Source organism: Sporosarcina sp. resist (genome assembly GCF_014302295.1).
Lineage (GTDB): Bacteria > Bacillota > Bacilli > Bacillales_A > Planococcaceae > Sporosarcina > Sporosarcina psychrophila.
This window is the reverse complement of record NZ_CP060287.1, coordinates 1,114,478-1,140,336: the sequence shown is the minus strand read 5'-3', so window position 1 is coordinate 1,140,336 and position 25,859 is coordinate 1,114,478. Positions and strand designations below refer to the sequence as shown.

Below are 25,859 nucleotides of genomic sequence, written 5' to 3'. Positions count from 1 at the left end.
GCTAACCGCCCTTTTCAGGCGGCTAGCTTTTTTATATTATCCAATCAAGTAATGTCTGGTACGAATAAGTCGGTTGCTGCGATTTCAAGAGTACTTCTTTTGGCGAAGTGACGCCTCCTGCAACATGTATCGTATCAATGCCAAAACGAATTCCCGCTTGTATATCTGTATCGTAGTTATCACCAATCATAACCATCTCTTCTTTTCGAAAGCCGTTTTCTACCTGAATGAATTCAAGCATATGCGGCTCAGGTTTCCCAACAAATAGCGGCAATACCCCAGTTGCACTTTCCATTAAGGTGACAAACGATCCATTCCCCGGAACAAGTCCTCTTTCCGTGGGAAATGCTTTATCACTGTTTGTTGCAATGAAATGCGCGCCTCCCCGTAACGCCAGACAAGCATCCGCCAATTTCGCATACGTTATACTTCGGTCAATCCCCATGATAACAACATCGGGATTCGTTGCTGTGATTGCTATCCCTTCAGACGCTAATGCTTCTTCCAACCCTTTTTCACCAATCATCATAACAGATGCACCGCTATAATTTTCTTTACAGTACTTTGCGGCAGCAATCGCAGATGTCATGATGCGGCCAGAATCTGCGATTATTCCGAATGATGCCAGTTTCTTCCGAAGCTGCACACGTGTCATTGAAGAATTATTTGTGATGAAATAGGGATCGATTCCATTTTGTTGCATATTTCCAATGAAAGAGACCGCTTCCGAAATCGGTTCAGTCCCACGGTAAACAGTTCCATCTAAATCAAGACAGATTGCTTTGTATTTATCCATAATCATTTCTCTTCCGGTAAGAAGGCAGATACTGGACCAAGCTCATTTTCAAGATAATGACGCACTTTTTTTGGAAACTCAAGGAGTTCATCCATTGAGGCATTCAATACTTCGATTATCATCCCAACGTCTACTTTAGTGAACTCACGCACAATCATTTTTCTAAGTTCAATTACCACTTTTAACGGTCCTGCTATTTCGGAAGTGATAACACGCTCGTCTTCCATTATGTCAATAATATCTTCGTAACTCCCTGGGTCACGCATGATAAAACCGTCAATCATCGAATTTCCGACGTCAATAATCGACTCGATAAGTACATTCGCTATCCGTTCAAGCGCAAGTGAATGGATAATATCCTTCTGCCACTCTTTTTCATTTCTGTACAATTCAAGTAAAACTTCCATATGATTTAGCGATTCACTGATTTGGTTTCGGTCAACAAAATACATGGACTTTCCCTCCTGATTGTTCAACTATTTTCATCTTATGATACCATATTTGCGATACTAGATATTTTGAAATACAGATATCCCCTTGTAAGGCGCCTCCGCTCAGTATAAATAGGTATTCATTTGTTCTATATATAGGAGATAATGAAAGCGTAAGCGAGACTGATTATATATATCCCGCAAAACGAGCGTTAACATGCCGAGAGCAATCATATATACACACAAACGAGCATTAACATACCGAGAGCAATCATATATACACACAAACGAGCATTTACTTCCCGCTAACAATCATATATACACGCAAACAAGCATTTACATCCCTCGACCAATCATATATACACGCAAACGAGCATTTACATCCCTCGACCAATCATATATACACGCAAACGAGCATTTACATACCGTAACCAATCATATATACACACAAACAAGCATTAACGTCCCGCAACCAATCATATATACACGCAAACGAGCATTTACGTCCCGCAACCAATCATATATACATTCCAACCTAAGAACCTCCAGCCGCAGGATTCTGTTCGTGGACTATCATTTTTCAAAGGTTATCCATAGGTCGTGAATTTTATCAATTTCTATACAACAAAAAACTCGCGGGCAGATTCAAGATCCACGCGCGAGCCTAGTTATTCAGATACTTCAGGAGTCTCTGCTTCCAGTTTAACCCGGCCTGATTTTTTCAATACAAAATAGGCACAGCCAAAATTACAGTATTCGTAAAGATAATCCTGTAAGGTGCTGATTTTTGTTTCATACGTTGCTTTCTGGTTTGTATCTTCGAAAAACCCTTTTAAACGGAGTTGTCCGTATCCCCAGTCCCCAAGTATGTAGTCGTATTTGAGGAGAACATCACTGTATCTTGCAAGCAAAGCCTCTTCATTAAATCCCTCACGGTAGTCTGTCAGTATATCAAATTGCCAGTTTTCTAAAATTATCAATCAACTTTCACCGCCAATTTAACTTTGCAGTGTTGTTTCAAGTTGTTCATCACCTTGACGCTGCCTTTCTTTTGCAGCCGCGTTCACCTGCTCATCAGCATGGTAACTCGAGCGTACGAGTGGACCTGCCTGACAGTGTGAGAACCCTTTGGACATTGCAATTTTTCTCAACTCGCCAAATTCTTGCGGCGAATAATACTTTTGTACTTTTAAATGTTTTTTACTAGGCTGTAAATACTGGCCTATTGTCATTATATCAACTTTATGCGCAATAAGGTCATCCATTGTCTCGAGAATTTCTTCATGTGTTTCACCAAGACCAAGCATCAAAGAAGATTTTGTAGGAATATCAGGTTGCATTTCTTTTGCACGAAGCAATAGTTCAAGTGAACGGTCATATGTCGCTCGCGCACGAACCCTTGGTGTTAGGCGACGTACCGTTTCGATATTGTGATTCAAGATATCTGGTTTAGCATCCATGAGTCGCTCAAGGTTCTCATAAACGCCGCCCATATCAGATGGCAGAACTTCAACTGTTGTAAATGGATTTTTTCTACGAATTGCACGGATTGTTTCTGCAAATACCGCAGATCCTCCATCTTTCTGATCATCACGCGCTACTGCTGTAACAACTGTATGCTTTAAATTCATAAGCGCAACAGAATCTGCAACGCGTTCTGGTTCTGCAAGATCTAGTTCTGTTGGTAAACCTGTTTTAACGGCGCAAAAACGGCATGCACGTGTACAAACTGCACCAAGAATCATAAATGTAGCAGTACGGCGCTCTCCCCAACATTCATGGATATTTGGACAACGAGCTTCTTCACATACAGTATTTAAATTATTCTCACGCATAATTTTTTTAAGGCCTGTATAGTTATCATTCGTATTTAGCTTGATTTTCAACCAATCGGGTTTTCTAACGTGTTCCGTTCTGTTTCCCTGTTCCGGTTTGCATGACACGACGACCGACTCCATTCCTACAAACTTATAAAGTGTTTTCACTACTGTTGCTAATGTATCATATATTCAGACTTCAAACAACCATCCCTAGGGTCTAATTCGATTACCTTTACAAAGAAAGAGACAGTGCCAGTTACCAAGCACTGTCTCTTTTCAATTAATGGCCACCTAAGTAAGCATTCTTGATTTCTTCACTGGCATGCAGCTCCTCAGCAGTCCCTGAAAGAATGACACGCCCCGTTTCAATAACGTACGCACGGTTAGCAATTGACAAGGCCATATTGGCATTTTGCTCTACGAGGAGAATCGTTGTTCCCTCTTGATTAATATCCTTGACGACTTGAAAAATCGTCTTAACCATTAGTGGAGCCAGTCCCATTGAGGGCTCATCCAACAACAACAATTTCGGTCTTGCCAGGATAGCCCTACCCATCGCTAACATCTGCTGCTCTCCGCCAGACAGCGTTCCCGCTGATTGTTTGCGTCGTTCATGCAAGCGTGGAAAAATCTCATAGACTTTTTGGAAATCTTGTTGAATACCCGCTTTATCTTTTCTTAAAAAAGCACCTAATTCAATATTCTCTTCAACGCTCATATCTGCAAACACTCGTCTTCCTTCAGGTACATGGGAGATTCCTGCTTTTACAATGGCTTGGGCTTGCTTACCCGCTATTGAATCATTCAAATACTCTATAGTGCCTTCTTTTGGTTTTAATAAACCTGATAATGTTTTCAACAACGTACTTTTCCCAGCACCATTCGCACCAATCAATGTCACAATTTCACCTTGATCTACATGTAAAGATACACCTTTAAGCGCATGGATACTACCATAATAGACGTTGAGGTTGTCAACTTTCAGCATACTCATTCGTCAACTTCCTCCCCTAAATAAGCCTCGATTACTTTCGGATTATTACGGATTTCTTCAGGAGTTCCTTCAGCAAGAAGTACACCATGATCCAATACGTAAATACGTTCACAAATCCCCATTACCAAATTCATATCATGTTCAATTAATAAAATGGTTAGATTGAATTTCTTACGGACAAATGCAATTAACTCCATTAGCTCTTTCGTTTCCTGCGGGTTCATCCCAGCAGCTGGTTCATCAAGTAGTAACAACTCCGGGCCTGCGGCTAATGCGCGTGCAATTTCAAGCCTCCGCTGCTTCCCATATGCAAGATTTTTTGCATCTTCATCTCTATATTTATCCAATTCAAAAATCTTGAGGAATTCCATTGCTTTTTCTTCCATTTCTTTCTCCCCAGAAAAATGGGATGGAAGACGTAGCATAGAACTTAGAACTGAATGCTTCGCTAATGAGTGATAAGCAACTTTAACATTATCCAAAACGGATAGTTCATTGAACAACCTAATATTTTGGAATGTCCGACTAATCCCCCTGCGTGTTACCTGATAAGGAGCCATACCATTAATACGTTTCCCTTTGAATAAAATATCGCCTTCCGTAGGCTTATAAACACCTGTCAATAAGTTGAAACTCGTTGTCTTACCCGCTCCATTTGGACCAATGAGCCCAATAAGTTCACCTTGATTGATTTCCATATTGAAATTCGAAACTGCCTTCAGCCCGCCAAACTGTATACCTACATCTGTCACTCTCAGTAACGGTTCACTTGTCATGCTGGCTGCCTCCTTTCGAACCTCTCCATAACTTGAAGTAATCCGTTATTTCCATTGTGCCCATTAAGCCTTTTGGACGATAAAGCATAACAATGATAAGTACTAGACTATAGATAATCATGCGTGTTTCAGGATAACTTTGTAAGAATGTGGAAACGATTGTTAATAATATTGTTGCAACAATTGCTCCTGACAAACTTCCTAAACCACCCAACACAACATAGATCAAAATATCGATTGACTTTAAGAATCCAAAGTTAGCAGGTTGAATAATGTAAAAGTTATGTGCATACAAAGCCCCAGCAACTCCCGCAAAGAAAGAACCAATTGCAAAAGCTAAAACTTTGTAATACGTTGTATTGATGCCCATAGCGTCCGACGCAATTTCATTCTCTCGAACTGAAATACACGCGCGACCATGCCTTGAATTTGTAAAATTGACGATAACTACTATTGTAACGAAAAGACAGATAAACGCAGAGGTCCATGTAGTTAAATGCGTCACTTGCATCCCTGCCGCTCCACCTACATATTCAATATTCAAGAAAACAATACGAATGATTTCCGCAAATCCAAGTGTAGCAATTGCTAGATAATCGCCGCGTAGCCGTAAACTTGGAATCCCAATGATTAGCCCTGCAATTGTAGCAATAACCCCTGCCGCTAAAATTGCAACTGGAAATGGCAGTTGGAATTTCATCGTCACGATTGCCGAAATATAGGCTCCCACTGCTAGGAATCCTGCATGACCAAGTGAAAACTGTCCTGTAACACCAATTACTAAGTGCAAACTGACGGCCAACATAATATTAATTGCCATAAAGATTAATGTATTAGAATGAAAATCATTTAATATACCTACACTTATGAGCACTTGAATAACCGTATAAACGATTAGAGATGAAGCAATAAATGACCAAAACTGTTTTGACTTTTTCATGATATTGTTTCACCTACACTTTCTCACGTGTATTTTTACCAAAGAGTCCCGACGGTTTGAAGATGAGTATTAAAATCAAAATGACGAATGCCGCAGCATCTCTCCAAAGAGAGAAACCAAGCGCACTGACAAATGTTTCTACTACTCCAAGCACAAGACCTCCAGCCATGGCTCCGGGAATAATTCCAATTCCACCAAGGACAGCTGCGACGAATGCTTTCAAACCAGGAATAATACCCATTAACGGGTCAATCTTTGTATAATAAATACCGAAAATAACGCCCGCTGCACCAGCCAAAGCTGATCCAATCGCAAACGTAGCCGAGATTGTGTTGTCAACATTAATTCCCATCAGCTTAGCTGCTTCAGCATCATAGGAAACAGCTCGCATCGCTTTTCCGATTTTCGTTTTATGTACAACAAATTGAAGAATGATCATCAATGTGACAGAAACAGAAAGAATTAGGATTGACTGACTGCTTATTTGAGCACCGAAAAAATCAAATGATTTATTGCGTAGTACTTCTGGATACGCATTAGGTTGCGCACCACGCATATAAATGACACCATTTTGAATAAGAAGTGACACCCCAATTGCAGTAATCAACGCCGCGATTCTTGTCGCATTTCGTAATCTTTTGTAGGCTATTCGTTCGATAAGAACGCCAATAACTGCGCAGGAAGCCATTGATAATAGTAGGGCAGGGATGAATCCAAGACCCCAACCCGCGATGGAGTAATACCCAATAAATGCACCAATCATAAAGATTTCACCATGTGCGAAGTTTATGAGTTTGATAATTCCATAAACCATTGTATAGCCGAGTGCAATTAACGCATAAATACTGCCGAGTGAAATACCGTTTATTAGCTGTTGTAACCATTCCATTAACTTTTCACTCCTTTTCCAGCTTTAAAATAAGGCTTAAAAAAGGAATGAGGGGAGGACATCCTCCCTCCATTCCTACAGTTTTAACTTCATTCAGCAGAAGTTTACCACTTCTATTAGTTGCGTGATTGATTTAAGGATTAACTTTTGTATTGAAGACTTGTTCGCCGTCTTTGTATTCAAGAATAGTAGCCGATTTGACAGGGTGATGGTTTTCATCAACCGAATACAAGCCAGTTACAAGCTCAAGATCTTTTGTTTCAGCTAGAGCATCTTTAATCTTCACAGAATCTGGACCGCCTGCACGTTTAATAGCATCAGCTAATAGATAAACCGTGTCATAACCAAGTGCATTAAATGCGTCAGGTGATTTACTATATTTGTCATTGAACTTTTTGTTGAATTCTTGAATGATACCGTCTGGATCTTCAGATGAATAGTGATTTGTTGTAAATGTGTTATTCAATGCTTCTGCACCGGCAAGTTCAAGTAGAATTGGAGAATCCCAACCATCTGCTCCCATAAGTGGAACAGTGATACCCATTTCACGAGCCTGTTTAACAATCAATCCTACTTCTTCATAGTATCCAGGGATGAAAATGAATTCAGGATTTGCTGCTTTAATGCGTGTAAGAGTTGAACGGAAATCAGAATCTTTACCTACGTAAGATTCTTCAGCAACTATTTTACCACCTGCAGCTTCAAAATCTTTTTTGAACGATGATGCAAGACCTTTTGAATAATCGCTTGCATTATCAGAGAAAATCGCTACGTTTTTAACACCAAGATCATTCGCTGCAAAGTTTGCTGCAACCGTTCCTTGGAATGGGTCAATAAATGACGTACGGAATACGAATTCATTAACGTCCCCGTTATCTTTAACTGTTACGTTCGGGCTTGTCCCAGATGGGCTGATAAGTGGAGTTTTGTTGCCATTAGCGATTTCAGCCTGTGCAACAGTAGCACCACTTGTAGCTGCTCCGATGATTGCAATTACTTTATCCTGAGTGATCAATTTAAGCGCTGCACTCGTTGCTTCGGCAGGCTCAGACTTATTATCGACTTTGACAAGTTCAATTTCCTTGCCATCAATACCGCCTGCAGCGTTAATTTCTTCAACTGCAAGTTCAATTCCCGATAGTTCGGAAGTACCGTAAGAGGCAACAGCACCTGATAATTCAAGGTTGACTCCGATTTTAATCGTATCGCCGCCCTTAGATCCACCTGTGCTTCCTTCCTCAGCTTTGTCCCCTGCACCACACCCTGCCAACAATCCGACTGCTAGAGCGGAAGCGGCAAATACACTTGCAAACTTTTTCAATTTCATATAAAATCCCCCTTTTGATTGATACTTCCGACAATTTAAATCGAACTAGTACGACAAACGATTTAGCATTCCGAAAGATATCATTTTGTTTCCGCTTACATGCTTATTGTAAAACAAACTTTCTATTCGGTCTATAGAGAGTTTTCAGTTCTCATCTTTCGAAGTTTAATTTCTTCGAATAAGTCTAACAGTTAATAGAAAGATCAGTTATACAATATCATCCTTTCCTAATACTTTTAACTAATCATTGAATGGAAGTTCACCATTTTCTGATTACTTTAGTCTTAACGCCTAGTATATATACCTATCTGACTATTGTCAAAACATTTTTTTGTTAGAAAACTATTTTAAACATAATAAAGAAGCGGTAAAAAGTTCACCGCTTCCAATCATTTACTATTATAAAGACAGCTGTGTTGCCTCTTTTTTAGCTTTCATCGTCCAAACAGAAAACAATACTACAAGAATAACAATAACACCAACTAGACCTATCCATATGGAGCCTGTGATACCTAAGATGATATAGCCCATTGTGGCCACCAATGCACAGATTAATGCATAAGGAAACTGTGTCGCAACGTGATCTATATGGTTACAGCCTGCACCTGTAGAAGATAGAATCGTTGTGTCAGAAATCGGTGAAGCATGATCGCCGAAAACTGCTCCCGCAAGTACTGCTGCAAGTGCTGGCAGTAACATTTCCGGTGCCGCGTCAATCATTATGGTTCCTGCAATCGGCATAAGAATACCAAATGACCCCCATGAGCTACCTGTCGAAAAGGCCATAATACAAGCAAGGATAAACATGATGACCGGCAGGAATGAAACCGATATATTCGATTTCAACACAAGCTCTGATAAATATAAGCCTGTTTCCAATTTTCCTATCAGGAATGATAATGACCACGCAAAAATAAGAATCAGCACAGGTGGCATCATTGCTTTCAATCCATTTATAAAGGCACTGCCAATAAGAGAATAGCTTGCCGTTTCATTATTTTTCATCTGTTGCATATATAATACTACCGCTATTAGCGTGGCGATAATTCCACCCGACAGTAATGCAAGAGAGACATCCGTATTTTCAAAAATTGACAAAAGGTTCATTGATCCGCCGGCTAAATAACCTGTCCAAATCATAACCGCAAATGTCACTGCAACAAGTGTGACGATTGGTGCGACTAAATCCCGAACGCGGCCATGTGCGTGTACTGGGAAGTCTTCTTTTAACTGACCTGGAATTGTTTTAGCAGGATCAAATAATTGACCTGTTTCTGTAGCAAGTTGTTCATGTCTCTTCATTTCGAATAGATCGAAATTGGTCCACGCAAGGAAAAACACCATTGCAAGTGTTGCAATAACGTAAAAATTCATAGGCGCCATCATAATGAAGGCAGATAGTGGTGAATAGCTAATCGCTGCAGCACCACCAAATATAAGTGCAAGTTGGCCTATTAAAAAGGCACCCCAACTTGAAATTGGTGAAATGACACAAATCGGTGCTGAGGTTGAATCGATGAAATAAGCTAGTTTTGCTCTTGAAACTCGATGCTGATCTGTAATCGGACGAGCAATTTGGCCAACTGCCAATGCATTGAAATAGTCATCCACAAAAATAGCTATACCGAGAAATACTGTGAGCAGTTTTGCACCACGTTTTGTTTTGATGTGCCGCACTGCCCATTCTGCAAATGCCCTGCTTCCACCGGATAAACTAACAAATGCAGTGATAACCCCTAATAGAAGGATGAAAAGGATAATGTAAATGTTCCCTGTATTCAGTCCACCATCCCAAAATGTAGCCTTAACTGACTCCAATAAATTTTTTAATGATTCAACAGGTCCGAACGACGCCGCCAGCAGAGCACCTGAGACTATTCCTGCTCCGAGCGACAACAGCACCCGTTTAGTTGCAAACACCATAATAATTGCGATTAGTGGTGGTAAAATTGATACCCATGTTCCTATCATCTACTATTCCTCCATTTAGTCGGGTTGAGGCCCTGTATAGGGGGAATAAAAAAACGGCTACTAATTACACTCAGCAGAGTGCATCAGGAGCCGGCTTTATCTACGTTTCGTTTGTTGGATAACTAATACTGCTTATCTAACTCACGACTTGTAGCTCATCATACATGTTCAAAAATGTATGACAGTGTTATCCCTATTCGGAATAACCCCAGCCTGATAGATCCCGACGATCTTACCAAACTTCGGCAAAGCTTCCTTTTACACACGGTCATCGGTGTCAATCTCGCGTGTGTGACTAATAAGCAATGCAGCCTCTACCCAATCGATATTTCAATCCTCTACTAGCCTATCAGTTATCCACACCATTTTCAAGTCCCTTTTCATTCCTCTATCGCGGGAGGGGCTGGAACTTCGACCGATGGCGGATCCCCACCACCAGTCGTATAGATTTGAGGTACTGTTGATTGAATTAGTCCCATAGCTACCGGAATCTTCTGTGTCACTACACTTTTCTTTGTTGCAAGTGGGACAATGATTTGGACATTTACTGTTAATAATATATTCACTTCAACAACGGCATTGTTAATACCAAATTCACTAATTTTTGTATCTATAGTCGCTTGTACTTGACCTATGACATGAAAACGAATCGGTATTTTAGGCCCTAAGTTCCCTAGTAGTGGAATATTTGCCGCTTGAGCAAGAGGGACAAAAAAGACAATTCCCTCTTCACGTTTCATTGCTTGCGAATCAAATTCTATCTCATCTGTTGGTAATAAAGCTAGATTGCCCGCTTCAGCCTGTTGAAGATGGGACTCGACAAGACCATGTGTCTCCGCTAATACTCTGTTGATGATTTCAGTGTTGAATTTCACCATCCCTTTAGAATCGTTCGGGACGTTTACAATGATATCATTGACATCAAGTACATTGGCAGTCCTGGAATTGATGGCTTTATTGATAACATGGGCCGCGATTTTTTCTGTCTGTACCTCTGCATATTGAATATAAATTGGGGCAAGCCTTGCATTAATAATGTAAATAAAAAGGGCAATTGCGATAAGAATTGCAGGAATAAGAAGGGGTAACAATTTGCGTTTTTTCTTCCTGGATTTTCTAGTAACTTGGCCGTGAAATCTCAAGACGACTCCTCCTACTATACGTTATGCAGGAAGGTAGTCGTTCATTCTTTAATTAGTGTGGTTCCGTACCAACCAAGCACATCCCTGATTAATTCAGGCATATAGTACTCTATTTCTGCATGTTTAAGCGATGGAAAGAAAAAACCGAAAGTAAACATATCCAGTGTTGCAAGTGTATATTTTTGACCTGATACAACCTCCCGATTGCCCGCAAAAAGCTGATCATTTCTATTTTTATAAAGTCTTTCATGAATCATCGCACCCATTAACGAGCCACGGAAACCAAGTCCTTTGATTTCAATTTGCGGCCACTCTTTCGTTAATGACAGCTCATAGACTTCTTTCAATTCTGATCCATCGAGTGTAATGAGACATAAATTGATTGGATGAGGTAGAAGTGAATGTAAATCCTCTTTTGTCACCCACCCCTTTTCGAGACTACCTAGAAATATTCCTGCGTTAAACATGGCACAATCCGCTTGAGAATACGCAATGAGCGCTCTACCAAAGAAAGAGGACAGCGAACTAACATCAAATAGATTTTGAGATAAGTGAGAAGGATTATAAAAAACTTGTTCCTCCATTGCCTGCTTTCCTATTTTGATTAGATCATTTACTTTTTCAATATCTTTTTCATTGCTTTCAATCGAATCTGTCCTGACAAGTTCCGCATCCATTTGTAAAAGTTCTTTAGCATCCGTGTTAAATTTCACGGTTACATGACCAACATACTCACCGTATTTACCTGTTGCAGCCAAAAGTGTATTACCAATCAATTTGCCGTCATGAAATAGATGATGCGTATGCGCGCCTAAAATGACATCGATTTCTGAACATTCTTCTGCAAGCTTTTCATCTTCATGGATTCCCATATGTGATAGACAAACAATTACATCCGTCTCAGCAGCAATGCTTTCAGCAACAAGCTTTAAATTTTGGCGAGGCGCCGTCACTTGCCAGCCGAGCTTCAAATAGAAGGCTTTATATTCTGCAGTAGCTCCTATAACACCAATTCTTGTCCCTTGCTCAGTAACGTAGATTCTATAAGGTAACAACCATTTTGGACGACTACCATCTTCTTCGTATAAATTACTTAGAATGACATCGAACTTGGCATCCTTATAAAGAGTAGATAAAGCCTCTTTCGACATGGTAATTCCTTCGTTGTTGCCGATTGTTACCGCATCATAGCCTGCTTCATTCAACAATCGGATGTTTCCTTGACCTTTCGTCCCTTCCGTAAATGGATGAGAACGATCAACGTGATCTCCGATGTCAAAATGGTAACAAGCATCTCCTTCTATTAAATGCTCGCGCTTTTTGTCACAAAGAAGCCTACTAATTTGCGGCCAGCTTTCAAAATGACTGTGGATATCATTTGTATGATAGAAATGAATTGTTTCAACCTTGTGATTCATATGTCACCCCATAAGTCCGTCAATAATCGATCTGATTCCTAGTAAGAGCAGGATAATTCGCAGTGCAACAACAAGCGTTTCCGATTTCATCTTTTGATTTAACCGAGCACCTATTTTAGCCCCGATATATGCTGCTGGAATGACTGGAATCGTATAAAGCCACGGTACATTGCCAAGTGAAATATGCGTGATTGAGTTGACGAGAGCTGATAAAAACACCATGAACATAGATGTACCGACTGCGACATGCGGTGGGAATAAGAAGAGTAGAATCATCGCTGGTACGAGGATTGAACCTCCTCCGATGCCGAAAAGACCCGATGCAAATCCGACGCCAAATGTCAGCAATAATGCAAACCAAACAGGGTACCCATAAATAAAAGTCTGATCTGTATTATCCGTGAAAGTTCTTTTTTTGCCGTGATTGACAAACCAGCTGACCGGTTTCAAATATTTACGTACCAGAAGAAGCGTCGATAATAGAATAAGTAAAATACCAAAATAGAGATTGAATGATGGCAGGTCAAGTCCTTTATTCACAAATGCACCGATAAGTGTCCCGGGAACACTTCCTAAGAAAAAGATGAACCCACTTTTGAAATCAATTGTTTTTGTCTTCATATAGGAAATTGTCGACGCCAAGCCCGTAAAGATCATCATAATAACAGATAGCCCAACGACGGTTTGCGGTGTAATTCCATCGATTAAGCCAAGGTTAATGCCAACGTAAAGTGTTGCTGGCACCAGAATGATACCACCACCTAATCCGACAAGTGCCCCAACAATTCCAGATGCTAGACCGATAACGGCCAATAAAATAAATTCCATCAAAATTCTCCTTCAAAAAAGTCAAGCTGCTTCGGCGTCAGACTTTCGTAGTTGATATTGAGCATTTTTTGAAAATGTTTCGCGTTTTGTGCTGCATGTCCGCCGGAATTATTGTTAAAAATGACGAAAACCTCATTCGTTTCTTGTTTTAATTTTTGAACAGCTGATTGAATCTCCTTCAGCTCAGTGTCATTGTAGTTATACAGATATCTAACTTTACGCCATGCTTTATCATCACCCGTAGTGTTGCGCCACCCTGCTACATTACGGCCGTGCAATCTAACAAGAACCTTATCCGGACGAGTGGTATTTGCTATTAGTGGAATACTCCCCTGCCCTGCTTGCGGTTCATCGCACACCGAGTGAATTACGTTCAGTTTCTTCAAAAAAGACAGAGTTTCTAGTTGAAATTTGGGTGAATACCATGACTGATGCCTAAATTCAACGGCGATATCGAATCCATGCAATTTAGCGCAAACGAAGCGAATTTCCTCAACATTCTCTTTTGTACAGTCAAACCATGGAGGGAATTGGACAAGAATCATCGCGAGTTTGCCTGCTTCTTGAAGTGGTGTAACCGATAGCCGGAAAAGATTGTACATTTCATCCACAGATGCATACGGGAGTTCACCCCGATGATGCCCAGTCATACCCTGGTAAGCCTTGACAATGAATCGGAAGTTATCTGGCGTTTCTTTAATCCATTTGCGAATATTACGCTCCGGCTGAATGGCATAAAAAGTAGCATCCAGTTCGACGATTGGAAAGTGTGCACTATAATCAATTAATTTTTCTTTCTTCGAAGAGGAAGAGTTATATACGTCCGGATGGTCACCCCAACCGGTTAATCCGATTTGGATCATTCCTCTGCCTCCTTTCAAATGAATCGGTACTATCTATATTAACATATTTAGACAACAGATTTGATGAAGTATACCACCTAGTTAATTCTAAATAAGTAGTGCCGAATATCACGTCTGTTGATTAACCATTTATTTGCATGAAATATTGGTGAGTAGGGCTTGGGAAAATCCATTTTCACTGGATCATTTTCGGTTCGCTTTCGGTGAATTATTCATGACAGATTTACTGAGGGGGGCCTAGTGTAACTAGAAGTGACTCCGTCACTTCTAGTTACACTTTTTTCAGCAATCATGTTGTGAATAGTTGCCTGTCGCGTTCCTACAATGTTCGAGTGAAAAGTGCAGTTATGTTTGAATGAAACGAATAGTTGACTTTCTATAGTGATTGTAAGTGCCCGAAGATGCAATTTCGGGCACTCTTGCACATTGTACAATGCGTTTCTTGCTTACTTTTAGTTAAGAGTATAGAAGTCATTCAATCCAAAGCATTCTAAAGCAACTATACACGTAGCGACTATGGTGTGGCCGAATATATATGTAAAGACGAAAAAACCGACCCTAGTGGCCGGTTTTTTCGATATGATAATTACCCGATTGAACCTTCCATCTCAAACTTGATTAACGAGTGATTTCAAATCGATTCAAATAGTGTTCAAACTGCTTCAAATCAATGTTCTTAAATTATGACCTTTCAAAACGTTTCATAATATATCTAACCCTATCGGCACGAAATCGGCACACTTTACGATGGAAAAAAAATTAATAATATAAATCTCTTCTATTTAAAAGAGTATGCGAAACACATCACAACGATGAGCGCTGCACAACAAGAAAAGTACTCCCTCAAAACTGATTACGTACAAACCATTAGAATATTGATTTACCAAATCGTGATTGCCACACGAAAAATAAACCAAGAAGAAACAATTGAAAAAACCATCACCAGAATTTAAGTCTCTTCTATTAAAAGTGCACGCGAAACATATGAAAACAGATAACTAATAACCGTTGTCTGTTTTTCTTTTGCCCACATATAGCCAATAGGAGGAAGTAAATTGGATTTGGAAAAGGCAAAGCGATTACAAGAAACGTAAGACAGAAATTACACCGCAAGGACCGCGAGTGAGAACGGCATCGTAATATTCTCCACAATCTGAAAGTCCGATTCATACATCGTCAAATCCATATGCGTAAAGACGATGTATTTCACAAACGTTCAGAACATGATTAAACACGGGAGAAATTATGTGCTGCACTGTCCAAGCTACAATTATGAATACTTGCAAGGGGATTATCTCCCTCTTCCAAGGAAGTGGAATCCGTGTCAATGAGTTAGCTGGATTACAAGTTACGGATATTGATTCAAGGAAAAGTGGGTCGGAGTGAAGAAAACCACAGTCATAACGAAAAATGGGGTCACGATCCAACCGTCTGACAAGATCCTTGATTGTCACAATACGCTCCACCACACGAGCGATAAGTGAATAGACCATGGCACCGTAATTCAATTCCCTAGGGGCACCTACTTTTTTCGGTTTATCGAATAGATTCCAGAGAGGATTTAAGTTAACTGTTGTAAAAACTGCTTCAAAATGATGGGTGGGTTCCATCTTATATAATTCATGCATATCAAACAGGCTTTGTTGTCGTATAATGGACATAGGGGCATCTCTCCAGTCTGTTATGTTTGTGTCGTAACTTACATTATACAGGATTTGGGGAGGTGCTCTATTTTTTATGCCATGAAAGCCTTGGTACATAAGGGCTCGTAATTATGGAATTTGCTCAGTTAATAAAACATTAGAATCCCTTGATTAATAAAAAATTAAAAGCACTACCCTAAGACAGTGCGAAAATGTAAAGCTTTATTCTTTAGATTTCAAACGCAGTAAAACTTTCCTTATCATCTAAATCCATAACTTGGACAACTTTATCGGAAATCTGTGTCACCGTATTTGTACTACTACCTATTACAAGGGAAAGTACATTGAAGGCTTTCTCTTTTTTCTTCTTATTGAATTCTTCTAAAAATGAATCCCTTAATCTGTCTTCGCCGTCCGTAACAAACACGACATCTGCTTGTTTAAACGACTTTCATTTATGACATTCATCGCCTTATCAAGAGGCAGTGCAAAGTTTGTACCCCCACCTAAGAAAGTTTGAGCAAGATTAGCCATATCAGAGCCTTTAATTTTTCCCTTCTCATATTTAATGATCTGTGTCCGAGTAGAGAATAAGATTAAACAAAAATCCCTTCTCTGTTTTCTCGCAATCGACATAAGAGCAAAAGTAAACCCTTTTGATTGAGTATCAAGTTTGTGCATACTGCCTGACTGGTCCAAACAAAGTACGATTGGACCTTTCTCCAATACCTCTTGTCCTTTCTGTTCATACATCATCGTCTGGACTTCTACATAGCGACGTAGGAAGTAGTTCTTCGTTGATGGAAGTGCGTAAAGGCCCAACTCCATCGGCAACTGTCGCTCAATATCACTTCCTAACGCAATCCCACTTCTTTCCGTCGAATCACTATGCTTGGATTTCTGCTTTCTGAGAGCAATTTGTTTAAATCGACCAGCTGAATCCGCAATTTCTTTCATCTGTTTATTTGAAGCGATTTTTTCAGTTCTGCGTCACGACTGCCCTCACTTGTGCCTCCAAGCAATGATTTCAAGCTATCTTTCAACTGTTTGGTTTCCTGCATAGCTTGTGACAACGACTGCGAAAAACTATGGCTGTTGTTCTGCAACGTCTGTTGAAGTTGACCGTCTAAGTCCGACATTGTTTTTTAAATCCTTCATATAACCCCTTACTACCATTTCCAGCCCCTCTTTGACAATTACTGCTGATAACGGATCCGAATTAACTCAGCATGATATCTCAGTCTTAAGTAAAGGTACAGAGAACTATTTTGAGAACCGGGAAAATTGAACGTCATAATGAATTAATGCGTCGTTTTATCCCGATAGGAAAAGCAATCGCTTCTTTTTCTGACACTAACATAACCTAAACCACGGTTTGTGTGTGCTTTCAAAGTTTAATGAATTTAGTGTTATTATTTAGGTTAACTTACAATTTTCGCATTACTCATAATACAATTATTCCGCGAAAAAAAGGTACAAGATTAACCGGCTTAAACGGCTTTATCTTGCAGTCATTTTTAAAAAAGTCGTTATTTAAACTTTTCGTAATGGAGATAGTCAAAAAAATGAGCATTATTCAGTACATTCTCCTCCATAATCTCAATTGTACGACTACGTACTTCTTTCGCTAGTTCATAAGCTTCAATTGCACTAAAATACTCGTATAAATAATAGTACACAGCTGCTGACTCATAGGAAACTGAACTTTTTTTCGTCGTTCGATAATATCTTCCTCTAAGTTTCCCAGTTGACTCCCATTCTGCTTTTACCCATTTTTCAAAAGTTGGTGAGGTCTGCCCAAGTTCTGTGCGATTCAATGCGATAAGTAATTGATCAACTAAGTGTACTTCTTCACTTTCGACATATTCACCTTGATTAGTATCATAGTACTCCGGAAAAAAAATTGAAACACCTGTGGCTTCAAGTAGCAATTTTTTATTTTCAGCAATTGGTGTGATTAAATCAAAAAAATCTGGTGTCAAATAACTAAGTGTAATTCGGTCCGCAGCTTGTTCATGCTCCCAATCGTAAAAATCAACGATGATTCCATTTTGTTGTTGAACTTCACCTATTGATTTCACCAAATCATCTGCTAAAGTACCATACTTACGTTTGTCAAACACTTTGCTAGCTTTTTGCAACGCTGAAATAATACGCACATCATCAATGAGCGCATTGACAACTGTTCCTTCATTTATAACCCACTGAATATACAACAACCCTTCTTTTTCAATGATGAACTTATCTCTCAACTGCTCGAAATTCTTCTGGAAATTAACTGAATCATTTTCATCCACAAGGAATTCCAAATATAATCCAAGGCTTTCTGATAATACTTGACTTTCCGAATCATTCGGATAGGAATAAATGACATCATTTGTAGTGTAACGTTCGCTCACCGTCCGTTGCACTTTTTCATTGTTCGAAAAATGACTCATTCCATAAACAACCCCACCAACAATAGCTACCACGAGTAATAAAAACATATATTTTCTCACGAGACTTCTTCTTTCCCTTTGAAACGTTCCGTTTTATCCCATGCAATTGTTTGCCCACGAGCCCGGTTCCAAAGATAGGAGGAAAAGCTACGGACAAGCAACACAATAAATATCTGTGCGTACGTGAAATACATAATGAGGACAAATAACACATTTTTCATCGTGACATTTTTATCTACAACTAAAGAACTTAACAACTGAGATGTGTAAACGACATAACTCATAAACCATAAAATCAGTAAAGGTGCACTCATATTCGGTAATACATAACCGAGAATACTCATTATGAAAAATACATGTGAGAACAACAAAAGTAATACAAAAACTAAATAAGTCAATAAATGCTGAAGCGTTAAAATGAATGTTTTCCCTTTCCAATGTGAAAAATCATGAATCGACTTCTCAAGTAAATAAATGTTTCCCGTTAACCACCGCGTTCTCTGTTTTATAAAAACGCTTAAACGCTCGGGTTCTTGTTCCCATGTTCTGGAATCAGGTACGACAGGCAATAAATAACCGGATGCAGTGAGACGTACCGTTAATTCGGCATCTTCAGCCAGGGCATAGACATCATAACCACCTAATTCTACCAATACGGATCGTCGTAGAAGCATATTTGTTCCGGCAAGGGATCCTAACTTAAACAATGCCCAGCGACCACACTGCATCAACAGTTGGAACACTTGGAATTCAAGCGCAATCATTCGTGTCAAATTATTTGTACCTTCATTAATTGTTTTTACATAACCGACAGCTCCAGCAGCCTTCGGTGTGTTTTCAGCGGTTTCCACCAATTTTCTAAGCGCTTTGGGTTCGGGTTGATTATCTGCGTCGTATACGATAAAGTAATCAGATTCGGAAATACTAAGACCATAATTGAGCACACGGGATTTCCCTTTCGGTTCACCAGATGGAACCTCGATATAGTGAATTCGTGAAAACACTGTCGAAAACTCCATAGCAATTGATCCCGTATCATCAGTAGAATTATCATCCAACAAGTAGATATTGAGTTCGCCAGGGTACTCCAATCGTACCATCGCCCTCAACGTATTCTCAATAACAACACCCTCATTATGGGCAGGAATTAGTAAAGCTACACTCGGATAATAATCCAATTCTTGCGGCGACTTATAACTGAGACGGTACCAAATACCAGCAATCGTTACGGCTGAATAAAATAACAGTAAAGCCCAAAAAAACGACATAATTATGTACAAAACACTAGTCATTTAATTCCTCCCATTAAGTCGTCCATCAAATTGAGCTCTTCATAAAGCATAAAATCCTCTTCATATGGCTCTTCTAAGAAATTAAGTTCGGCTTTTAAGTTGTCTCGAAGTCGATTTACAACAACTTTGGCCCCGTCAATCGTTGTACTCATTAATAATAAGTAAATACGGCCTTCAGTGCCTGTTACTAAATCATACTCTTGCCGTATTGTTTGAAGCGAAACTCTTTCTATAGACTCTTGTAAATTTTCTCGTACTTTTATATTTTCATAAAGAAGAGTTAGAGTAACGAGCCACGCTTCTTCTTTGTGTCGTTCAACAAGTCTAAACATATATCGCGCTTGATCTCGGAATTCATTGATAGTTAGCACTTTTGTGTTCGGACTGTATTTCTCTAACGACTTAACTTTCTGTCTTAGTTCTTCGTTTTCATAGTGTGTTTGCTTAAGCAGAGTTAACAAAATCCAATAAAGGAATACAAAACTGGTAACAAGCAAATGTGAATAAATATACAAACTCTGAATGGCATTTTGATAGTTCTGACTAAACGCATAGGTTGTTAATAAAGCCCCATATCCAAGAACAATGATAATTGCATAGAGAAAAACAAATCTTTCACGAAGAAAAGCCATAATTATTAATGATGTCCCCATTAATGCAAATCCGAATTCAAAAAAAGGTAACTCCAAGTAGAGATAAACCAAACCAGCTACTAACATTAATAAAATGAGTAAACTAATTGTAAGAGTCTTATTCATAGGTATCCATTCTTTTGCGTAATTTGTCTTCGTACTTTTCAATCACTATACACCCTCCTTCTTGTTTTTTCGTTCCCCATAATACCCCTATTAATCAATTTCAATTTGTTTGAGCAAGATTAACCATATCTGAGCCTTTAATTTTCCCTTTCTCATATTTAAAGATCTGTGTCCGAGTAGAGAACAAGATTAAACAAAAATCCCTTTTCTGTTTTCTTGCAATCGGCATGAGAGCTAATGTAAAGCCTTTTGATTGGGTATCTAGTTTGTTCATACTGCCTGACTGGTCCAGACAAAGTACGATTGGACCTTTCCCCAATACCTCTTGTCCTTTCTGCTCATACTGCATGGTCTGACCTTCCACAAAACGACGAAGGAAGTCGTTCTTCGTTATCGGGTGTGTATATAAGCCTAATTCCATCGGCAACAGTCTCTCAATGTCGTTGCCTAACGTAACCCCGCTTCTTTCCATCGAATCACTATGCTTGGATTTTTGCTTTTTACGAGCAATCTGCTTAAATCGACCAGCCCAATTCGCAATCTCTTTCATCTGTTTATTGGATGCGATTTTTTCGGCTAATGATATTTGATCCCGTAAAGGAACTTTTTTCCGTTCTGCGTCACCACTACCAGCACTCGTGCCTCCAAGTAATGATTTCAAGCTATCTTTAGTATGTTTCGTTTCCTGCATAGCTTGTGCCATCGTTTGAGAGAAACTATGGGTGTTACTTTCCAACGTCTGTTGAAGTTGCCCGTCTAAGTCTGACATTGCTTCTTTTAATTCCTCTTGTAGCTTCTCACTACCATTTCCAGCCCCATTTTGTTGTTCCTACTTTTGAAGTTGCCTTTGCATCGCCAGAATTTATTTTTTATTAAGAATATGTCTTGAACGTATTGCGACCGTTCTTTTTCCCCTCGTACAAGGCACGATCTGCATTCGTCATCAACTCGTCCATGGTCAACCCATCTTTAGGATAAACGGCTATTCCAATACTGGAAGTGGTTGTGAAGGTGTCTTCGTCAATCACCCAGGGGTGTTGCAGACTTTCTACTATTCGTTCTGCACATGTTTGTCCATTTTCTTCATCGTCGATTTCAGGTAAAAGTACCAGGAATTCGTCACCGCCTTGGCGTGCTAAAATATCACTTTTACGGAGGCACGACATAACTCTTTCGCTAAATTGTTTCAATAACTTATCGCCGATATTATGACCTAGTTGGTCATTCACCCATTTGAATTTATCGATATCTATATATAGTAGCGCACATTTCCGATTCCGTCTTTTTGCTTCTTTTATCGTTTGTTCCATTTTTTCTTGGAATAGTCTGCGATTTGGCAATCCAGTCAACTCGTCGTGAAAAGCCATTTCTTTTAGCTTTTCTTGCAGGACTTTTCTTTCTCCAATTTCACGGGCAACGATTAACAAATGCTCACTTCCATTTTCTTCGTCGATAAAAAAGGACACTTTTGCTTCAACCCATATAAAGTTCTTTGTTTTGTGTTTTATTCTAAACTCTAAACTGTCCGATTCTTTTGTGCTTAATAAGTAGTTAAACGTCTCATGTAGACTGGTTAAATCCTCTGGATGCACATTATCAAATGCGATTGCTCCTTCATATGATTCTGCAGGAAAGCCTAACAGAGGGAAATAAGAAGGAGATACATACTTAAAGACTCCATTTGCATCAACTATGGAAACCAAATCCGTCATATTATCTGCGATTAATCTGTACTTTTCTTCGCTACGAATCAAAGCTTCTTCTATTACTTTTCTTTCTGAAATATCCCTAAAAATGACTTGTATCGCTGGTTCATCTTCATAATCAATTCCTAGAAAAGTCGCCTCTGCGATAAAAGATGAGCGATCTGTACGCAGCATTTTTAGTTCCATCATTTCTTTTGGAAAGTCGCTGTCTATAGCCGCTCTTCGTATTCTATCCCTTACGAGTTCTACAGAATCAGCGTGAATGAAATCCAATATTTTCCGGCCAAGGAGTTCTATAGGATTTTGATAGCCAAACATTTTTATCGCAACGTCATTAGCGTAACGGATAACGCCCTTACTATGAACATAGATGGGCTCAGGTGAATCATTTAATAAAGACTTATACTTACTTTTACTTTCTAGAAGAGCCACTTCCCATTTTTTTCTTTCTGAAATATCTCGTGATATTCCGGAAAACGCAATGACGTTGCCACTTTCATCATGCAAAGGGGATATAGTTATGCTAACTTCAATCGATGAACCGTCTTTTTTTAAGCAATCTACTTCTAACCCTTTTATATAGTGATTATTTGTCACTTTTTCACGTCTTTCATTTACCGATTTCCATCGCTCCTTGGGAATCGTCGGCATCGGTTTTCCAATAAGTTCTTCAGCCTTCCACCCATACATTTTCTCGAAAGCCAAATTAACCGCCAAGACATTTCCGTTCAAATCCATAATGTCCATGGCATCAGCAGATGACTCATAGAATGAACGGAGTCTTTCGGAAGCTTCTTGTAAAGCCATTTTCGTATCAACAAGATCCGTCACATCTTTCGCGACAACCATCACACCAACGAGTTTTTGGTTGTCTACCATTGGAACATTCTTTACTTGTAAATGAATTACTTGTCCATTCTTATGGTAGGCACTAGCTTGATAGGTACATGAGTCACCACCTATAGTTTTAACAAATAACTGCCTAACATCGTAATCCGAATCAGGCACCACTATACTGGTATTGCTCATTTTCTTTAATTCGGCAGAAGAATATCCGAATAAATCCGTGACCGCCATGTTCGTATCCAAGATATTTCCATGCTCATCTAGTAAGAAAATAGCGTCAGGATTATTACTTATTAAAGAGCGATAGACATCAACAGATATACTTTTAAATAATATCCCCATAAGTGTCATCTACTTCCATTAATGATTAAACTACTTTTTCATAACCGCGGAATCTTCTTTCTAAATGAACAATATTTTTTTTGCGATACCCTATTGAAATAGTGCATAAACAAAGCCTAAAAGTTTAGTCCCCTTTAATAGTAGCCAAGTATTGAAATTTTTCTACATCCAAAAATTTACAGCCATGTAGTCGAGAGTTTTTTCGAATTTGAATTGCAAAATCGTTTTTTTATAACGATTTGGTAAAATATCAATGGGCTCTTTGGTTTCTCCATTAGCGATAATTAATTGATATTTCCCATCACGTGTATCTCCTTTGTATTCATCAATGGCAATTACCTTCGGAAGTTCTTTTACTTTTTGAATTTCACTCGTTGATAGACGATCAAAACGTCGGACAATCTTTGATGATGAAGTACCATAAATAGTCGCTTTTTCTTTAAATGTTTTGCCCTTTACACACCGTACATTTACCGCTTGATTCCATTCTATTGAAAAGCGTTGGTAGCGCTGAATAAAAGTATTCTTTTCCGCAAATTTCTTCCCACATGAACACACATATCTGCGTTTACGATAAAAAATAAGCGTAAGTCTTTCGAACATCTTTAAGCGCTTGATTTTTTGTATTCTATAGTCATGAACTTTTCTTGTTCTTTCCTTACAAGTAGGGCAAGTATGTGTAGAAATAGGCATCTCCACATGGAAACAAATTCGACCTTCCACTTTCTCCATTTTCGTTACTAGAACTTCTTCTAATCCTGGTAAAAACATGTTAAAATTCATTTGCACACATCTCCAATCTTTACTTGTTTCTCGACAATTCAAGTATAAAAGATTTGGAAGATGTTGTGCATTTTTTTATGCACTTAATTGTTTGATGACCCCAACATTTATTGTAGAGCCCAAAAAAAGAACTATTAGTGGCTATATGAACTGAGCCCCATTTAATGGACAGTTTAAAAAAGTGACGTTTTAGTCTATGCTGCTATGAGATGACTTCGGTATTGAGCGAAGCCACTGAAAAAGTTCTTTTTTATAGTAAGAACTAGTTGATTGTAGTGAAGAGCGGCGACTCCGGCGGGAACAGCGCGAGCTGAAGACCCCGCAGGAACGCAGTGACGAGGAGGCTGAAGCCGTGCCCGCGGAAAGCGTCCGCTCGGAACGGAAATCAACGGTATTGAAGGAAATTGTACTTTTTCAGTGCCCTGGTATTGAGCCGGAGTCATCTTTTTTAAATCCCATTGCTTACGTGTACAGTTGTAGTGTTCCATATATTCATCTACCATTTTTTTCAACTCTAACAGATTGGATGCTTTCTTGTAGTCTACATCGTCTTTAAAATGACCGAAAAATGATTCGATCGGTGCGTTATCCAAACAATTTCCCCTTCGGGACATTGACTGTATGAGCTGAATCGCTTTAACGCGTGTCTGGTATTCTGGGTGCGTATAATGAAAACCTTGATCAGAGTGAATCATCGCCTCTGGATGTATATTTCCTGCTAATGCTTCGCTAAGCTTCCTCAAAGTTCGATACACAATACCCATACTTAAGCTAACCGAAAGTTCGTAAGCGATAATTTCACGGCTGGCTACATCCTTCACACAGGAAAGATAAGCAGTCTGTCCAGTTTTCATTTGAAGATAAGTAATGTCGGTAACAAAAACTTTGCCAGGTTCATCTTGAGTGAATTGCCGATTCAAGAGGTTTGGCACCGTACGGTGTTCTTGGGTAGCCTTAGCTGTATTCTTATAAGGGTTTTTTCTTCTTATTTTGGCAAAGAGATTAAATTTACGCATTAAACGAAGAATCTTCTTATGATTCATGGGGATCTCAAGTAATTCCTCTAACGCCATGTAAAGGCCACGATATCCCGTTTTCCCTTTGAACGCATCATAAACACATTTAAGTAAAAGGTAGTCTTGATAATCATTTTCCTCACGTATAGCATGGACCTCAGTTTTTTCAAGCCATGCATAGTACCCACTTCTATGTACTTTTGCGACTTTGCATAGGTGAGCTGTGAACCTCTTTAATTGAAACTTACGAATCACTTCATTAATCACCTGATATTTTTCGGCTGATGTTAGTATTTTTTCTTCGCCTACCTCTCTAGTTCCTCGAGCTTTTTTAACAATTCGACCTCTGCTTCAAGATATTTAATACGTGCTTCAGCTTTTTCAAGTTTTTTCTCAGGAGATAATCCTTTAGTTGATGGACGACCAGTACTTCCTTTTCCGCGACGCTCCTCAAAGAATCCGTCTTCTCCATGGAGCTGATAGGATTTTCTCCAACGACTAAGTGATTCTTCAGCTTTTTTCGTACCAATCATTTCTAAGTCAAATCCATTATCAATAAAAACTTGAGAAGGACCTTTACCGCTCTGATTCTCTTTGACAGCTAATACTTTAAATTCAGGTTTATATTGGATAGAGCGATCTGAAACTGAGTTCACATTAGGATTCGCTTCTAATAATCTACGTTGGAGTTCATTGAAAAGTATTTTACTCATTGAAAACACTCCTGTCAGGCTATTTTACTTCAGTATACCTAAGCTTTCAGACAGAAAAAACCCCAAATGGGGTCGCTTTTTTAAAAGTGTCTACCATTTGGGGTTCAGTTCAATACACCATCTAATA

22 protein-coding genes, 2 pseudogenes and 1 riboswitch are annotated in these 25,859 nt (G+C 39.2%); all 24 genes and pseudogenes read right to left on the bottom strand.

Features of this window, described 5'->3' with window-relative positions; translation table 11 throughout:
* Nucleotides 1-31: 31 nt before the first annotated feature.
* Nucleotides 32-796 carry a TIGR01457 family HAD-type hydrolase gene (locus H7992_RS05625; protein ID WP_187046912.1) on the bottom strand — a complete coding sequence of 255 codons (765 nt, stop codon included), beginning with the start codon at nucleotides 794-796 and terminating at the stop codon, nucleotides 32-34.
* A gap of 2 nt (nucleotides 797-798) precedes the next feature.
* On the bottom strand, nucleotides 799-1,248 hold the full coding sequence (locus tag H7992_RS05620; RefSeq protein ID WP_067206369.1) for a DUF86 domain-containing protein: 450 nt from the start codon (nucleotides 1,246-1,248) through the stop codon (nucleotides 799-801).
* A gap of 647 nt (nucleotides 1,249-1,895) precedes the next feature.
* Nucleotides 1,896-2,207, bottom strand: coding sequence for a YutD family protein (locus H7992_RS05615; RefSeq protein WP_187046911.1), 312 nt, complete (start codon nucleotides 2,205-2,207; stop codon nucleotides 1,896-1,898).
* An 18-nt stretch (nucleotides 2,208-2,225) separates the two neighbouring features.
* On the bottom strand, nucleotides 2,226-3,185 hold the full coding sequence (gene lipA / locus H7992_RS05610) for a lipoyl synthase (protein ID WP_067206365.1): 960 nt from the start codon (nucleotides 3,183-3,185) through the stop codon (nucleotides 2,226-2,228).
* Nucleotides 3,186-3,327: 142 nt separating this feature from the next.
* Nucleotides 3,328-4,035: an ABC transporter ATP-binding protein gene (locus H7992_RS05605; protein ID WP_067213852.1), complete on the bottom strand. Its 708-nt coding sequence runs from the start codon at nucleotides 4,033-4,035 to the stop codon at nucleotides 3,328-3,330.
* A gap of 2 nt (nucleotides 4,036-4,037) precedes the next feature.
* Nucleotides 4,038-4,817, bottom strand: a complete 780-nt coding sequence (locus H7992_RS05600; RefSeq protein ID WP_067206363.1) for an ABC transporter ATP-binding protein — start codon at nucleotides 4,815-4,817, stop codon at nucleotides 4,038-4,040.
* Nucleotides 4,807-5,757 (bottom strand): branched-chain amino acid ABC transporter permease, encoded by a 951-nt coding sequence (locus H7992_RS05595; protein ID WP_067206360.1) that lies wholly within the window; start codon nucleotides 5,755-5,757, stop codon nucleotides 4,807-4,809. Before H7992_RS05595 ends, H7992_RS05600 begins: the two co-directional genes overlap by 11 nt.
* A 13-nt stretch (nucleotides 5,758-5,770) precedes the next feature.
* Nucleotides 5,771-6,646: a branched-chain amino acid ABC transporter permease gene (locus H7992_RS05590; protein WP_067206357.1), complete on the bottom strand. Its 876-nt coding sequence runs from the start codon at nucleotides 6,644-6,646 to the stop codon at nucleotides 5,771-5,773.
* Nucleotides 6,647-6,779: 133 nt separating this feature from the next.
* Nucleotides 6,780-7,973: an ABC transporter substrate-binding protein gene (locus tag H7992_RS05585; RefSeq protein ID WP_187046910.1), complete on the bottom strand. Its 1,194-nt coding sequence runs from the start codon at nucleotides 7,971-7,973 to the stop codon at nucleotides 6,780-6,782.
* Nucleotides 7,974-8,372: 399 nt separating this feature from the next.
* Nucleotides 8,373-9,944, bottom strand: a complete 1,572-nt coding sequence (locus tag H7992_RS05580) for a Na+/H+ antiporter NhaC family protein (protein ID WP_187046909.1) — start codon at nucleotides 9,942-9,944, stop codon at nucleotides 8,373-8,375.
* A 143-nt stretch (nucleotides 9,945-10,087) separates the two neighbouring features.
* Nucleotides 10,088-10,269, bottom strand: a riboswitch (Lysine riboswitch).
* A 55-nt stretch (nucleotides 10,270-10,324) separates the two neighbouring features.
* Nucleotides 10,325-11,086: a sporulation protein YunB gene (yunB, locus tag H7992_RS05575; protein ID WP_187046908.1), complete on the bottom strand. Its 762-nt coding sequence runs from the start codon at nucleotides 11,084-11,086 to the stop codon at nucleotides 10,325-10,327.
* 41 nt (nucleotides 11,087-11,127) lie between these two features.
* Nucleotides 11,128-12,504 (bottom strand): bifunctional metallophosphatase/5'-nucleotidase, encoded by a 1,377-nt coding sequence (locus tag H7992_RS05570; protein WP_067206348.1) that lies wholly within the window; start codon nucleotides 12,502-12,504, stop codon nucleotides 11,128-11,130.
* Between the two features lie 3 nt (nucleotides 12,505-12,507).
* Nucleotides 12,508-13,332, bottom strand: coding sequence for a sulfite exporter TauE/SafE family protein (locus H7992_RS05565; protein ID WP_067206346.1), 825 nt, complete (start codon nucleotides 13,330-13,332; stop codon nucleotides 12,508-12,510).
* Nucleotides 13,332-14,195, bottom strand: a complete 864-nt coding sequence (locus tag H7992_RS05560) for a DUF72 domain-containing protein (RefSeq protein WP_187046907.1) — start codon at nucleotides 14,193-14,195, stop codon at nucleotides 13,332-13,334. The genes H7992_RS05565 and H7992_RS05560 overlap by 1 nt, the downstream gene beginning before the upstream one ends.
* A 1,166-nt stretch (nucleotides 14,196-15,361) precedes the next feature.
* Nucleotides 15,362-15,856, bottom strand: a complete 495-nt coding sequence (locus H7992_RS05555) for a transposase (protein WP_187046906.1) — start codon at nucleotides 15,854-15,856, stop codon at nucleotides 15,362-15,364.
* A gap of 378 nt (nucleotides 15,857-16,234) precedes the next feature.
* A complete protein-coding gene (locus H7992_RS05550) occupies nucleotides 16,235-16,795 on the bottom strand; it encodes a vWA domain-containing protein (protein WP_187046905.1) in 561 nt (186 codons plus the stop codon).
* Nucleotides 16,792-16,977 carry a hypothetical protein gene (locus tag H7992_RS05545; RefSeq protein WP_187046904.1) on the bottom strand — a complete coding sequence of 62 codons (186 nt, stop codon included), beginning with the start codon at nucleotides 16,975-16,977 and terminating at the stop codon, nucleotides 16,792-16,794. Before H7992_RS05545 ends, H7992_RS05550 begins: the two co-directional genes overlap by 4 nt.
* 390 nt (nucleotides 16,978-17,367) lie before the next feature.
* Nucleotides 17,368-18,336: a hypothetical protein gene (locus tag H7992_RS05540; RefSeq protein WP_187046903.1), complete on the bottom strand. Its 969-nt coding sequence runs from the start codon at nucleotides 18,334-18,336 to the stop codon at nucleotides 17,368-17,370.
* Complete coding sequence (locus H7992_RS05535; protein WP_187046902.1) at nucleotides 18,333-19,568, bottom strand: glycosyltransferase family 2 protein; 1,236 nt, start codon at nucleotides 19,566-19,568, stop codon at nucleotides 18,333-18,335. The genes H7992_RS05540 and H7992_RS05535 overlap by 4 nt, the downstream gene beginning before the upstream one ends.
* Nucleotides 19,565-20,368 carry a hypothetical protein gene (locus H7992_RS05530; RefSeq protein WP_187046901.1) on the bottom strand — a complete coding sequence of 268 codons (804 nt, stop codon included), beginning with the start codon at nucleotides 20,366-20,368 and terminating at the stop codon, nucleotides 19,565-19,567. Before H7992_RS05530 ends, H7992_RS05535 begins: the two co-directional genes overlap by 4 nt.
* Nucleotides 20,369-20,426: 58 nt before the next feature.
* A complete protein-coding gene (locus H7992_RS05525) occupies nucleotides 20,427-21,095 on the bottom strand; it encodes a vWA domain-containing protein (protein WP_187046900.1) in 669 nt (222 codons plus the stop codon).
* Between the two features lie 103 nt (nucleotides 21,096-21,198).
* The gene (locus H7992_RS05520; RefSeq protein ID WP_187046899.1) at nucleotides 21,199-23,220 is read right to left on the bottom strand and encodes a PAS domain S-box protein; all 2,022 of its coding nucleotides are present in this window, start codon (nucleotides 23,218-23,220) and stop codon (nucleotides 21,199-21,201) included.
* A 210-nt stretch (nucleotides 23,221-23,430) separates the two neighbouring features.
* Nucleotides 23,431-24,003, bottom strand: a pseudogene (locus H7992_RS05515) (transposase family protein); the annotation flags it as partial.
* Between the two features lie 422 nt (nucleotides 24,004-24,425).
* Nucleotides 24,426-25,732: pseudogene (locus tag H7992_RS05510) on the bottom strand (IS3 family transposase); the annotation flags it as partial.
* Nucleotides 25,733-25,859 lie beyond the last annotated feature (127 nt).